We start from the raw sequence: 13,846 nt of genomic DNA, 5'->3' as shown, positions 1-13,846 counted from the left end.
AAAGTTGAAAATATTGATCGTCGAAGATGAGCACAAAGCCGGAGAATATCTGCAAAAAGGTTTGATTGAATCTGGGTATGTGGTGGATTTAGTGCATGATGGGGTCGATGGGCTTTATCACGCTACCAGTGAAGAATATGACTTAATCCTCCTCGACATTATGTTGCCTAAACTCGATGGTTGGCAGGTGCTTAACACATTGCGCAGTAGTGGGATTCACACCCCAGTGATCATGCTGACAGCGAAGGAGCAAGTGGAAGATCGCGTGCGCGGTTTTGAGCTGGGTGCCAATGACTATGTGGTAAAACCTTACGCGTTTGCGGAGCTACTGGCGCGTGTTCAAAACGTATTTCGTCATCATATTACCGCGCAAGTGGTCGCATCGCCGCAAACATTACGTGTGGCAGATTTAGAACTTGATATGATCAAACGCGTTGCCACGCGCGCGGAGCAGTCGATATCGCTTACCGCCAAAGAATATGCCCTGCTTGAGTTGTTGATGCGCAAAACTGGCCAAGTGCTTTCACGTACCACTATTGCGTCGTTAGTGTGGGATATGAACTTTGACAGCGATACCAATGTGATTGATGTGGCGGTCAAACGTCTGCGTAGCAAAGTGGACAAACCGTTCGATAAACCACTGATTCACACAGTCAGAGGGATGGGCTACAAACTCGAAGAGAGTTGTGATGCCTAAGTTTTCGCTGCCTTTTTCCATGGAAAATAAGCTCGTGCTGATGTTTGTTAGCATGACGTTCGTGACCTATTTTTCTTTGGCTTTCATCCTACAGTACGCCATTGAGCGCCACTTTTATTCGCAAGATTTCAGCTATATTTCCAGTAAGTTCAATGCCATTGAGAAAGCGTTAAAACGCTCGCCAGAGGATGTGTTCAAGCAAGCGAATAACAGCACGCTCTACATGTGGGTGTTTGAAGGCAAGCAGAACGTATATCAGAATTCGAGCCTGACGATTCCTCAGAACCGAGCCTATAGCATTAGCTCACCTCAGGTTTTAAATCACGAGCGCGCCATCGAATGGAGTGAGGACTCGCTGAATATCCGCGCGTTTGCGTTTCAAGCTGGGGAGTATCAGGTGGTGCTCGGCATGAGTATCAACCACCATATTTTGTTTTTGGATAAACTCGACTGGATTTTGTTTTGGGCGCTCGGTTTGGCGTTTGTGATTTCTTCCGCGTTGAGCGGTTGGATTGTAAAACGTGGGTTGAAGCCGATTGTGGGGTTGAATCAGCACATTCAACAGATATCCCCAGAGCAAATGGGCATTCGTCTCGACCCCGATTCGTTGCCAATAGAACTGCGCGAGTTATCCAACAAACACAACGCGATGCTCGATAGGTTGCAAACTGGTTTTCGCCGCTTGAGCGAGTTTTCTTCTGATATAGCACATGAGTTAAAAACGCCACTCACCAACATTACTACGCAAAATCAGGTCATTTTAGGTGCGTGTCGAACGCCTGAAGAGTATCAGGATGCGATTGCCTCAACGTTGGAAGAACTCAACCGCATCACGAAAACCATCAACGATTTGCTCTACATTGCCAAGGCCGAAAACAAGCTCATTCATCGCCATGACGAAGTGTTTGCGGTGCAGGAGGAAATCGACCGTTTGGTCGCGTATTTTGAAATATTGGCCGAAGATGCCGATGTGCAAATCGTGAGCTCAGGCGACGGTCAGCTCTATATGGACAAAAACATGTTTGAGCGTGCAGTGGGCAATTTGCTCTCCAACGCGATTCGTCATGCGTATGCTGATTCAACCATTGAGATTGACGTTCAAGCGGTTGATGAACAGGTTACGATATCGGTCAGCAACCAAGGTGACACCATTGCCGAGCAAAACTTACCGTACCTTTTCGACCGGTTTTATCGCGCAGATAAATCTCGCCAACATGTAGGTAGCGTCGGTGCAGGGCTAGGTTTGCCGATTACCCAATCTATCGTGCAAGCGTATGAAGGACAGATAAAAGTAACATCAGATAAAGACAAGACGCGGTTTGTTATGATGTTGCCATCGGCAGGTGTCAATGGAAGTGATAAGTCAGTTGAAGTATAAAAGGCAAACCTTGGCTTGCCTTTTGAGACTCAAACTCGTTTGAAGTTATTTGGGTTATTGGCCCAGTTGATGAGCGGTTAGAATAGCAGAGTAGACATTTTCTGCCGTCACTGGGAATGGCATATTGTGGATGGTTTCTCCCTCGGCCGTTGAAGCTTCGGCGACCTCGCGCAACTTAGCGTGATTAAGCTCTTTAACGCCCATATCAAATAAGTTGGTTGGTAGACCTACAGAGCGGCAGAATGCAAGAACCGTATTAATCTCTTCCATCGCTGCGTTTTCTAGTACCAGCTGAACTAGTGTGCCGAACGCGACTTTCTCACCATGATAGAGATGATGACACTCTTCAAGCTTAGTTAGGCCGTTATGAATAGCGTGAGCGCCTGCTAGACCACTGCTTTCAAAACCGATACCGCTTAGGTATGTATTGGCTTCAATAATGTTTTCTACCGCTTTGGTGCTCACACCATTTTCTACCGCAGCTTTTGCTTTTACACCATCTTCAAGCAAGGTTTCATAGCAAAGTTTCGCAAGCGCTTGTGCTGAACGCGTCGCTAACCCACCAGCCATTGTTGCCTTACCAGAAGTCATATTGGCACGAGCTTCAAAGTAGGTGGAAAGCGCGTCGCCCATCCCAGATACAAGTAAGCGAACAGGGGCTTTGGCGATGACTGACGTATCCATGATGACCATGTCTGGGTTTTTAGGGATCATCAAATATTCTGCAAATTCACCTTCAGGTGTGTATATCACCGCAAGCGCTGAGGTTGGCGCATCAGTCGAGGCAATCGTAGGAACCACCACGACAGGAATTTTGGTGTAAAACGCAACAGCCTTTGCTGTATCTAACGTTTTACCACCACCAATACCGACAATGACATCGTGTTTCTGAGTGGCACAAATGTCCGTGATGCGTTCAATCTCAACGCGCGAACATTCGCCACCAAAAATGTTCATAGTGAGTGGAAGCTTTTCGTCAGCAAAACTTTGTTTGACGTCATCACCAACCAGGTTAGTCACGAACTCATCGGCAATGACTAACGGACGTTCACCCAATGTTTTCACATAGTGAGCGATAGATGTAAGTACTTGTTCACCTTGGACGTATTTGCTTGGGCTGATAATAATTTTGTCCATAATTCAAACCTTTAACCTTTTTTATGTGTGTTTTGGACTGCAATGAATATCCATTGTAGGGATAAGGTTTATATTAGGTTTGGTGTGGTAAGTGGTGAAGGATATCTCTGGTTTTGTTCCATGCTTTTATGACCTCTGTGTCAAACCGACTGTCAGAAGTAATAAGCATCAGCATGCTTTATGGCGACGATCACTATTCAAGAAAATTTGTCGTTTTTCGTTTCATATTGAAACAATAATGCCGAAGTTTTTGTTTCAATATGAAACGGATTGATTTTTGTTGAGCACGCTTTTTCTCTGTTTAAGATGAATTCATACCCTACATAAAAATATAAATGGAATGAGATAGAACGATGAAAAAGTTAATTAACCAAGTCGATGATGTTGTATTGCAGCAAATGGAAGGCCTGGCATTGTCCCGCCCTGAGCTAAAAGCCAACTACGAGCCTCGTTACATGTGGCACGAGGAAACGCCGGGGCAAGTGGCATTGGTTTCTGGTGGTGGCTGTGGTCATGAACCTTTGCACGCAGGTTTTATTGGTAAAGGCATGCTGACAGGTGCCTGCCCAGGAGAGGTATTTACTTCACCTACGCCTGATCAAATGTACGAATGTGGCAACCAAGTGAATACTGGTGAAGGCGTGTTATTTATCATTAAAAACTACACCGGAGACGTGTTGAACTTTGAAACGGCCGTGGAGCTGCTTCATACCGATGGCATCAAAGTTGGGTCGGTGTTGGTGGATGACGATGTTGCGGTCAAAGACAGCTTGTATACCGCTGGTCGCCGTGGCGTTGCTGGAACGGTATTGGTTGAGAAGTTAGTTGGGGCTGCCGCGAACAAAGGTTATTCGCTGGAGCAATGTGAAGCTCTGGCTCGTCGCGTTAATAATCACTGTCGCTCATTTGGCGTGGCGCTTAATGCTTGTGTTGTGCCAGCGGCGGGTAAACCATCTTTTGTTCTGGAAGATGATGAAGTGGAGTTTGGTGTTGGTATCCATGGTGAACCAGGTATCAAGCGAGTGAAATACACCGATGTCGATACGTTAGTGGATGAAATGTTTGCTGAAGTTGCTGAAAACACGCCTTATCAGCGCACATTGCGTATTTGGAATCGTGACGAAGGTGAATGGGATGAAGTGGAGTCCAGCATTGAGCCTTTCGCCGCTGAACACGACTACATTGTGATGGTGAATGGTATGGGCGGTACGCCAACTTCAGAGCTTTACGGAGTGTATCGCCGTCTTGCTCATAACTGCGAGCAAGCGGGGTTCCGTATCGTGCGTAATATGGTTGGTAACTTCTGTACATCACTCGATATGGAAGGCGTTTCAATTACGTTGCTGAAAGCAGATAAAGAGATGTTGGAGCTGTTTGATGCTCCTGTCGATACGGCCGCGATCAAGTGGTAACAGGGGGGAGCAAACATGCAAATTGAAAAACAACATATCGTTCACTGGTTAGAGTTATGTGCAAAAACGTATCAAGAGAATCAAGATTTTCTGACCGACCTTGATCGTGATATTGGTGACGCAGACCATGGTCTCAATATGAACCGAGGCTTTAAAAAAGTTGCTGAAAAACTGCCGCAATTTGCGGACCAAAATATCGGCAGCATTCTCAAGAATACGGGCATGACCTTGCTTTCTAGTGTCGGTGGGGCAAGTGGCCCGCTGTATGGCACGCTGTTTATTCGCACGGCTGCCGCTGTCGGAACTCGAGAGCAACTAACGTTTGAAGAGTTGGTTGATGCACTAAAAAGCGGTGTGGATGGCGTGGTGTCTCGTGGTAAAGCAGAACTGGGTGATAAAACCATGTGTGATGTTTGGTTACCCGTTTTAGTTAGCGTGAAGGCGTCGTTAGAAAATGGCATGAGCGCTGACCATTTATTGAATGAAATGGTTGAGCTAGCAGAAACGAACGCGGTTGCCACGATTGAAATGTTGGCGAAAAAAGGGCGAGCAAGCTATTTAGGTGAACGTAGTATTGGTCACCAAGACCCCGGCGCAACCTCTTCTTTGTTAATGATTAAAGCACTACAGCAGGCAATAGCAGGTAATTAAGATGGTGGGAATTGTAGTTGTATCTCATAGTCGTCGCCTTGCGGAAGGGGTGGCCGAACTTGCCACCCAAATGACGCAAGGCAAAGCCAAGCTTGCGATTGCGGCTGGGATTGATGATCCAGAGAACCCGATCGGAACCGATGCCATAGCCGTGATGGAAGCGATTGAGCAGGTACATGATCAACAAGGGGTTGTTGTGTTGATGGATCTTGGCAGCGCGTTGCTTAGCACGGAAATGGCTCTGGATCTGATTGATGATCATGTGAGGGAAAATGTCACCCTTATCTCGGCCCCCATTGTTGAAGGGACCATGGCGGCGTCGGTGGCTGCTGCTGCCGGGCTACCTTTATCGACGGTAGTCGAAGAGGCACAGAATGCGTTAAGCGTAAAACGGGAGCACCTTGGTGATCAGCCACTAACATCCGCTGAGATAGCGCCAGTATCAGAGAACTTTGAGCAAGAACGGACATTTGATTGGGTAGTGCAAAATCCGCATGGATTACATGCTCGTCCCGCTGCGGCCATTGTTGGTGCACTCGCGCCTTTTGACTGCCAATTATGGTTGAAAAAAGGCGAGCGCCGTGTAAACGCGAAAAGCTTAAACAGCATTGCGAAACTTGGCGTTCGTAGCCAAGAGACGATCACGCTGTGCGCACTCGGCTCTCAATCCAGTGAAGCAATCAAGGAATTTGAAGCCTTAGCTAGTGAGCACTTCGGAGAAAAAGAGGCGGTTGAGCAAGGCATTATCGAATCTGAAGAGAGCACGGATACTTTGCTCGATGACATGGTCCCAAATCAGATTGAAGGTGCTGTTGTTGGTATTCGAGTCAATGACGGTATCGCTACTGCTCCAGTTGTCCTTTTTACTCATGAAATGCCAGCTGTGCCTGAACGTGATTTCCAAAGTGAACAAGATGAAATTGAACGGGTTAAGCGTGCGATAGGCGTGGTTGTTCAACATTTGCAGGAGCAAGCGAAGCAGCCGAAAGGGGAAATATTTTCCGCTCATAGCATGATGCTCAGTGACCCAGAATTATGGGCATCGGTCGAGTCGCGAATTCAAACGGGCATGATAGCCGAGCAAGCTTGGGTAGAATCACTGCAAACGTTGGCCGAAGAGTTTCGCCAGGCAGAAAGTCAGTACATGCGGGAACGCGAAGCAGATGTGCATGATATCGCACGCCAAGTTATGGTCGAAATGACAGGCGTAACGCCTAATGCCATCGACATTCAGGAACCGAGTATTTTGTTGGCCCGCGACCTGATGCCTTCTGATGTGGCCGGGCTTGATAAATCGAAAGTGCTTGGTATCTGTTTGAGTGAAGGAGGGAAAACCTCTCACAGTGCGATTCTTGCTCGTGCGATGGGGATTCCTGCCATCGTTAAAGCTCAGGGCTGCCTTGATGCTGTGCGTGCTGGTCAAGTGGTGACTATTGATGGCTTCCGAGGACATTTATGGTTCTCTCCTTCGGATTCCGTACAGCAGGAATTAGAAGCGCAACAAATTGAGTGGCAAATCTCCCGACAAAGTGCGCTAGCGAGTGCTCAGCAAGCCGCAGTCACCTGTGATGGCGTCCATATTCCAGTATTCGCCAATATTGGTGGACCGAAAGATATTGATGATGCACTAACATCAGGAGCTGAGGGGGTTGGTCTATTCCGGACTGAGTTTCTGTTTCAAAACAGTGATGAGTTGCCGACTGAGGAAGCGCAATACCAAGTGTATCGTGATATTGCCGCCGCACTTGGTGATAAGCCACTTACGATTCGTAGTCTAGATGTTGGCGGTGATAAGCCTTTAGCCGCTTACCCTATGCCATCGGAAGATAATCCATTTTTAGGTTTGAGAGGGGTGCGGTTGTGCCTTCAACATGAGTCATTGTTTACCGCCCAACTTCGAGCCATTCTGAGAGCTTTTCACGAGCAACCGAATATTCAATTGATGATACCGATGGTGGCTCAGGTTGAAGAAGTGAGAAAAGTAAAAGCGCTGTTGGCACATCAAGCAACCCAACTCGGCTTGGATGCGACTCATTTGCCTGTTGGTATTATGATTGAGGTACCCGCCGCGGTATTAAATGCAGATGCGTTAGCCCAAGAAGTCGACTTTTTCTCTATTGGCACCAATGACTTGACTCAATATGTTATGGCAGCTGATCGAGGCAACGCCGCCGTTGCCGAATTGGTGAACTACTTTGAACCATCGGTACTAAAAGCCATTGAACTCACGTGTGCAGCAGGCGATCGCGCGGGCATACCGGTCAGTATGTGTGGTGAGATGGCTGGCGATCCAAATGCTACAGAAACATTGCTTCGCGTGGGGTTACGAAAATTCAGCGCCAGTTCTAGTCTGCTACCGGGACTAAAAGCGCAGATTCGTCAGTTGTCTGTTGATGTTTAATCGATACCTTATCGTTAGTACATGTGTACCGGCGTGCTTACGCCGGTTTTACTTTTGTTATAGGAACGCCACTTCTTGGCTTAATACAGCTTCATTTGCTCCTGCAGCCCAAACTTATTAATTTTTCTCCATAAGGTCGTGCGGCCAATTTGCAATGCTTTCGCCATATCATGCATTTTGCCATCACACTGATTCCAAGCCTGAACGATAGCTCTTCTCTCGGCTTCTTCTAACGTGATTACTGGCGTATTTTCTGCGGTATGGCGAGAATTCAGTTTAATGTCTTCAGGAATATCGTTCAGCTTGATTAAGTTGGAACTGCGGTTCAGCAAAATTCGCTCAGTTCGGTTTCTTAATTCAGAGTTGTTGCCTGACCAACGAAAATTCATCAACGCTTCCAGTGCGACTGGCTCTATCGAGATCGTCACATTGTGGCGGCGTTCATAATGGCTGATAAGCTGCTGGACGAGAAATTCAATGTCTTCTTTACGCTTTCGTAGTGGCGGAATATGCAGCTCGTTCGAGGAGATTTCATAATAAAGTTGCCGACCAAATGAGCGCTGAGTGACATACTCGCTGATCTCTGAAGCGGTGCTCGTAATAAGTTGAAAGTCTACGGGGATCAATCGCAAACTGTCGCTGCGGCTGACGAGCCCAGTTTTTAACAACTTAAGTAACACGGCTTGTAAATCGGGCGACAGATATTCCACCTTCTCTAAAAAGAGCGTACCGCCATGGGCGAGTTCAAACTTAGAAGGCATGCCTTGTCCTTCGTCGTAGCCTAGGGTTTCTTTGACCAGTTGCTCTGTATTGATAGAGCGACAGTTGAGCGTAATGAATGGCCCTTCTTTGTAGGTGCTTTCGTTATGAATCGCCATGGCGAGAGTGGCTTTTCCTACACCTTCTTCACCTGTAATTAGAATCGGTGATTTGGACTTTATGGCCCGTTTTGCCACGGTAATGACATGCTTCATTTTTCGTGAAATAACAGGCAAAGTACTGAACGTATAGCGCGCACTGCCACCTATTTGTTGTTGAGCAAGTTCGCGAATTTTATCGATAGGGTGCAAAAACAATAAGTGTGTGCCGTCGTTGAGTGGACGCAAGGTAATGATTGCCTCAACAAACTCTCCACGAACCTCTACCGTTGTGAGTTTTCGGTTGATGCTTGCACCCGACTCAATACTATTGAGGACATTTGGCGGGAAGCGTAAAACAGAAAAGACTTCTTTATCCAAGACCTGACTGGCTTCAATGTTTAACAAGCGCTCTGATTGATGATTTACCATCGTGATACGGCTTTCTTCATCCCAGGCCAGAAGGCCATCATCCATGCATTCTAACGTTGCGTTGTGCGCACAAGTGAGGCGGTTAATGTTTTCTTGTTCCGACTGAATATGGATTTGCAAACTGACTTCTTTCGCGCTCGACGCGATGATGACCAAGTTTTCTTTCTTATAGCTCTCTGCTTTTTTGAGAAGGCATGTTGTGCCGCGTAACTTGCCAAATTGGTCGAAAACAGGTGCTGCTACAGAGGCATAAGAATGTAAGTGGCGATTGAAATGTTCTGCTGCGAATACTTCACACGGGATATGAGTACTAATACAAAGATTGACCGCATTTGTGCCAATTTTTCCTTCAGATAGAAAACAGCCTTGTTTAATGCCGAGTACCTGCATCTCTTGTTGCATTGAGTCATGTCCCACAACGGAAAGAACGCAGCCGTTGCCGTCAGTCACCATCAATAGCAGGTCTTCGTCCCCTAGCATGTCGTAAGTGTCTTCAAGTACGGTCGTGGCGCATTCGATGAGGTGCTCGTTGCGTTTCATCAGAGATGAGAAGGTAAATCCAGAGGCAATGTGTGGCTTTGACCAGGTGTAAGGACTGCATTGCTTTATGCAACGCTCCCACGACTCAAGTACGGGAGTGCGGGAAAATTCTGGAGATACCCAATGGTGTTTCTGGAAAAACTCCCATTTGGTTTTAGTGTCTTCGATTGAAAGCATGCCATACCGTTTCAATACCAGCGATAGATTGGTCTGATATTACAGAGACATACGAATATGGACTGTGATGGCTTTCACGCACGTCATACAGAAAGGATACGCAAAGAAAAGAGGCTAGTAGAGAAGGCGTTCCTTGCCGGAGGTTGGGTTAAAAAGGGCTGTCTTTGCCCAGTTCGTTACAGATCTCGACAATGGCGAGCGAGAGACCTGATTTTATTATTTGTTGCTGGCGTTGAAGTTGGAGTTGATAAAACTCAAGGTCGATGTCGTCATCAGGTTCGTTGACTTCTAATTGCACCATGCCCATTTTCTTTACCAGGTGCAGCTTTTTGATTGGCTCTAGAATATTTGGATCAGTGAACTCGTAGTCGGATGCATCGCTATTGAGTCGGTTTTTAAGCTTAATGATGTCTTCAATATCATGATAAATATCGTCTGGGAGGACGCCTAAGCCAAATAGGAGTTTCAAACGAACAGAGAGATCGCCCAGCGGTCCGGAGTCTTGCAGTAGGGGACCAACAACCGATTGCACGGCGAAGTTATCTTTACGAAAGATCCTTTGTATTAGCCCGTCGATGGAATCGTTGAACACATCGACTGCTGCAATAAAAAAGCCTCGTACCGATGGCGCGCTGTTTAATCGTTCAATGATCTCGGTTTCGTTGATGTTATCTGCCATATACTGAGTAACTGTTTAAAATTATATTTATGGGGAGCAGAGCTCCCCTTGATTCGATTAAAGCTGGTGGTAAATCGCTTCTATTTGAGCCACTTCAACACTGTCTTCAGCCAGACCGGTGTATTTTGCTAGCGTTTTTGTCACGCCAACCTCTTTTAATGAGGTCTGTAGTTCCACCGCTTGTGGGTCGGTGTCGTTGGTGTATTTCAACGCCGCCGCGATCCCTTTCAAAAGTGTTTGATTTTCAGTGCCATACTCGATTGTACCGAGTAATGGCTTCACTAATCTATCATTTGCACCCAATTTACGAATTGGTTGTCGTCCAACGCGATCCACTTCATCCACTAAATATGGGTTGGCGAAGCGACCTAAAATCTTTTCGATGTAGGCATTGTGCATGTCGCGGTCGAAGCCGTAACGTTTGATCAGCACTTCACCACTTTCGTGCATTGCTTGTTTTACTTCGGCATGAATGCTTGGGTCTTCAATTGCTTCACGAATGGTACGGTGCCCTTTCAAACAACCTAAATAAGCGGTAATGCAGTGACCTGTGTTTAGGGTGAACAGCTTACGTTCGACAAAGGCCATTAGGTTGTTGGTTTTTTCCATGCCAGCAATATTTGGGATATCGCCCTTAAACTGTTGCTCATCCACAATCCATTCACTAAAGCTTTCTACCGTGACTTCTAGTGGATCATCGTTGGCGGCTTCTGCTGGTGGCACGATGCGGTCTACCGCTGAATCAACAAAGCCAACCAACTCGTCTGCCTTTGCGTGCAGTGATTCATCCAAGTGTTTGTACACTTCACCTTTTAGGTGCGTTGTGCCACGCACCATATTTTCACAGGCGATGATGTTAAGTGGCGCGTCATTGCCAGCTTCAAAACGTTTGGCGATACCTTTCGCGATGGTTTTCGCGATGATGTCTAATACGTTTGGACCAACTGCTGTGGTGACTAAATCGGTTTTGACGATGCGATCAATCACGTCTTCACTGGCTGAGTTTACCGCTGTGACATGGGTAACGGTGTCGATTTGACACTCAGTACCGACCACTTTTACTTTGTATTCTTGTTTGTGGCTGAGCTGGTCTACTAGCGGTACATCAACGTCAGCGAAAGTGACCTCGACTTCTGCGTCTGCTAAGAGTTTACCGATGAAACCACGACCGATGTTACCTGCACCAAAATGAACTGCGTTTTTCATAATTCTTACCTACCAATATCTGAAAATGTTGATTTACGAAACTAGGGTGAGGCCAACCGCATAGGGGGTGACAGCTGACCTCGTTTGCCTCAGGAGCAAATTAAAGGAGTGATTAAGCCGCTTGCTGGCCGCCAAGGATGTTTAGAATTTCTTCTACATCGTTGGTGCTGGTTAGCTTCTCAATTGCTTCCGGCTCATCGAGCGCGTTCGTAATGGTTGTGATCACCTGGATGTGCTCATCGTTCTTAGCGGCAATGCCGATAACCAGTTTCGCGACATCGTCGTCATCTTCAGTAAATTGGATACCCGATGGGTATTGGCAGATTACAATGCCGGTTTTCTTCACGCGATCTTTCGCTTCTACCGTACCGTGAGGTACTGCGATAGATTCGCCTAGGTAAGTTGGAACCAACGCTTCACGCTCAAACATCGCGTCTACGTATTCTGGTTCTGCGTAGCCAAGTTCAACCAATTTGTTGCCTGCAAAGCGAATGGCTTCTTCTTTGTTGGCTGCTTTCAAACCTAGGTGAATGTTCTCACGCTGGATTTGGAATACCGATGGTTGTTGTGGCTCAAAGCTGTCGTCGTTCGCCGCCATGACTGACACTTTTACCATCTGGTCGTCATTGGCTGCGGATTGGTTTTGTGCTGCTAGTAGTTTGGTGACTAGCTGGTTGTACATTTCACTGTCTAGGAAGTTAGTCAATGAAATGTGGTGTGCGTTTGGAGCATGCTTACGTGCACGATCCGTTAAGTCTTTATGAGTAATCACGATATCTGCACTCTCTGGTAAGCTGTTAATGGCAAGGTTGGTTACGTGGATGTTCAGACCTGCGTCTTGAACCTTTTTGCGTAGCATGCTCGCGCCCATTGCACTCGATCCCATGCCCGCATCACAAGCGACAATGATGCTTTGTACTGTCGCTAGGTCTATGTCACCTTTGCTTTGGCTGTTTACCACCGCATCGTTTTTAGATGCAGATTTCATGTCTTTCATTTGTGATGTTGCTTTCTCTAGTGCTGCTTCATCACCGTCTTCTTCTGTTGACGTTTGTGTCTTCATTAGCAGTGCTGCTACGGCGAATGACACACCTGTTGCTGCTGCGATAGACGCTAGTACACCAACGATTGAACCTTTCTGAGTCATCAACAAGATTGCGAAGATTGAGCCTGGTGATGCTGGAGAAACGATACCTGCGTTAAACATAGTTAGAACGAATACGCCCGTCATACCACCTGCGATAGCCGCAAGGATTAGGCGAGGGTTCATTAGGATGTAAGGGAAGTAAATCTCGTGGATACCGCCGAAGAAGTGGATGATGGATGCACCGCCAGCCGTTTGGCGAGCCGTACCTTTACCAAACACCATGTAAGCCAGCAGAATACCTAGACCAGGACCTGGGTTCGCTTCGATCAAGAAGAAGATCGATTGACCAGTTTCAGACGCTTGCTGAATACCCAGTGGAGAGAAGATGCCGTGGTTGATCGCGTTATTTAGGAACAGGATCTTCGCTGGCTCAACAAAAATAGAAGTCAGTGGCAGAAGGTGCGCTGAAACAAGGAAGTTTACGCCTGCTGCCAATGCGCCTGAAAGCACTTTGACAAATGGACCGATAAGGAAGAAAGCCAAAATGGCGCACAGCATACCAATGATGCCCGCAGAGAAGTTGTTCACCAACATCTCGAAGCCGCTTTTTACTTTACCGTCGATGTAGTTATCGAATTTTTTGATTGCCCAGCCGCCCATTGGGCCGACCATCATTGCACCCATAAACATTGGGATGTCGGTACCGACAATCACACCCATGGTAGTGATTGCACCAACGACCGCGCCGCGATCGCCGCCCACTAATTTACCACCGGTGTAACCGATCAGTAGTGGCAGCAAGTAAGTGATCATAGGACCAACCATGGAAGCTAACGTCTCATTTGGTAGCCATCCGGTTGGGATAAATAGAGCAGTGATAAAGCCCCACGCGATAAACGCGCCGATGTTAGGCATTACCATGTTTGACAGAAAACGACCAAAATTTTGTATCTTGATCTTGGCATCTGGTGATATCATAACAATTCCCCGTTCGATGTTCTGATGAATATGTTGTCGTAAACGGTTCGCCAAAACCGCTTGTTTGATTGCTTAGTACCCAATCAATTTACCACACATTTTCCAATTGGAACTGACGACGGGTTTTTCGTGATCAACCCCCGCATTTCTTCGGATGAAAAGCATTTTTTAAGTGATGATGATCAATTAATTGATATGTAACTTAATAACAAAA

The 13,846-nt window shown here is 46.7% G+C and carries 10 protein-coding genes; 5 read left to right on the top strand and 5 right to left on the bottom strand.

Annotation, left to right across the window (positions count from 1 at the left end; translation table 11 throughout):
- Window positions 1-4: 4 nt before the first annotated feature.
- Together L3V32_RS15495 and L3V32_RS15490 are read left to right on the top strand one after the other, a co-directional pair.
- A complete protein-coding gene (locus tag L3V32_RS15495) occupies window positions 5-697 on the top strand; it encodes a heavy metal response regulator transcription factor (RefSeq protein WP_046874021.1) in 693 nt (230 codons plus the stop codon).
- The gene (locus L3V32_RS15490) at window positions 690-2,075 is read left to right on the top strand and encodes a heavy metal sensor histidine kinase (protein ID WP_237284659.1); all 1,386 of its coding nucleotides are present in this window, start codon (window positions 690-692) and stop codon (window positions 2,073-2,075) included. Before L3V32_RS15495 ends, L3V32_RS15490 begins: the two co-directional genes overlap by 8 nt.
- A gap of 54 nt (window positions 2,076-2,129) precedes the next feature.
- Here L3V32_RS15490 and L3V32_RS15485 read toward each other — a convergent pair whose 3' ends face one another.
- Window positions 2,130-3,212 carry a glycerol dehydrogenase gene (locus L3V32_RS15485; protein ID WP_005379703.1) on the bottom strand — a complete coding sequence of 361 codons (1,083 nt, stop codon included), beginning with the start codon at window positions 3,210-3,212 and terminating at the stop codon, window positions 2,130-2,132.
- Window positions 3,213-3,565: 353 nt separating this feature from the next.
- Between L3V32_RS15485 and dhaK the strand changes: the two genes are divergently transcribed.
- Genes dhaK through ptsP form a run of 3 tightly spaced genes read left to right on the top strand, consistent with a single transcriptional unit; the run spans window position 3,566 to window position 7,676 of the window.
- Window positions 3,566-4,624 (top strand): dihydroxyacetone kinase subunit DhaK, encoded by a 1,059-nt coding sequence (gene dhaK / locus L3V32_RS15480; RefSeq protein WP_005383055.1) that lies wholly within the window; start codon window positions 3,566-3,568, stop codon window positions 4,622-4,624.
- A 15-nt stretch (window positions 4,625-4,639) separates the two neighbouring features.
- A complete protein-coding gene (gene dhaL, locus L3V32_RS15475) occupies window positions 4,640-5,275 on the top strand; it encodes a dihydroxyacetone kinase subunit DhaL (RefSeq protein ID WP_005379705.1) in 636 nt (211 codons plus the stop codon).
- A 1-nt stretch (window position 5,276) separates the two neighbouring features.
- Entirely contained in the window at window positions 5,277-7,676 is a 2,400-nt protein-coding gene (ptsP, locus tag L3V32_RS15470) for a phosphoenolpyruvate--protein phosphotransferase (protein ID WP_237284658.1), read from the top strand.
- A gap of 80 nt (window positions 7,677-7,756) precedes the next feature.
- Here ptsP and dhaR read toward each other — a convergent pair whose 3' ends face one another.
- From dhaR to L3V32_RS15450, 4 genes are all read right to left on the bottom strand, one after another.
- Window positions 7,757-9,682 carry a dihydroxyacetone kinase operon transcriptional regulator DhaR gene (gene dhaR / locus L3V32_RS15465; protein ID WP_114323117.1) on the bottom strand — a complete coding sequence of 642 codons (1,926 nt, stop codon included), beginning with the start codon at window positions 9,680-9,682 and terminating at the stop codon, window positions 7,757-7,759.
- Between the two features lie 148 nt (window positions 9,683-9,830).
- Window positions 9,831-10,361: an MltR family transcriptional regulator gene (locus L3V32_RS15460; RefSeq protein ID WP_012841150.1), complete on the bottom strand. Its 531-nt coding sequence runs from the start codon at window positions 10,359-10,361 to the stop codon at window positions 9,831-9,833.
- A 57-nt stretch (window positions 10,362-10,418) separates the two neighbouring features.
- The gene (locus L3V32_RS15455) at window positions 10,419-11,567 is read right to left on the bottom strand and encodes a mannitol-1-phosphate 5-dehydrogenase (protein WP_237284657.1); all 1,149 of its coding nucleotides are present in this window, start codon (window positions 11,565-11,567) and stop codon (window positions 10,419-10,421) included.
- A gap of 112 nt (window positions 11,568-11,679) precedes the next feature.
- Window positions 11,680-13,632 carry a PTS mannitol transporter subunit IICBA gene (locus tag L3V32_RS15450; protein ID WP_237284656.1) on the bottom strand — a complete coding sequence of 651 codons (1,953 nt, stop codon included), beginning with the start codon at window positions 13,630-13,632 and terminating at the stop codon, window positions 11,680-11,682.
- Window positions 13,633-13,846 lie beyond the last annotated feature (214 nt).

Origin of the sequence: Vibrio sp. J2-4, assembly GCF_021728155.1 — a bacterium.
GTDB lineage: Bacteria > Pseudomonadota > Gammaproteobacteria > Enterobacterales > Vibrionaceae > Vibrio > Vibrio diabolicus.
The sequence above is the reverse complement of the archived record's forward strand: the minus strand, read 5'-3'. Positions and strand labels throughout refer to the sequence as shown.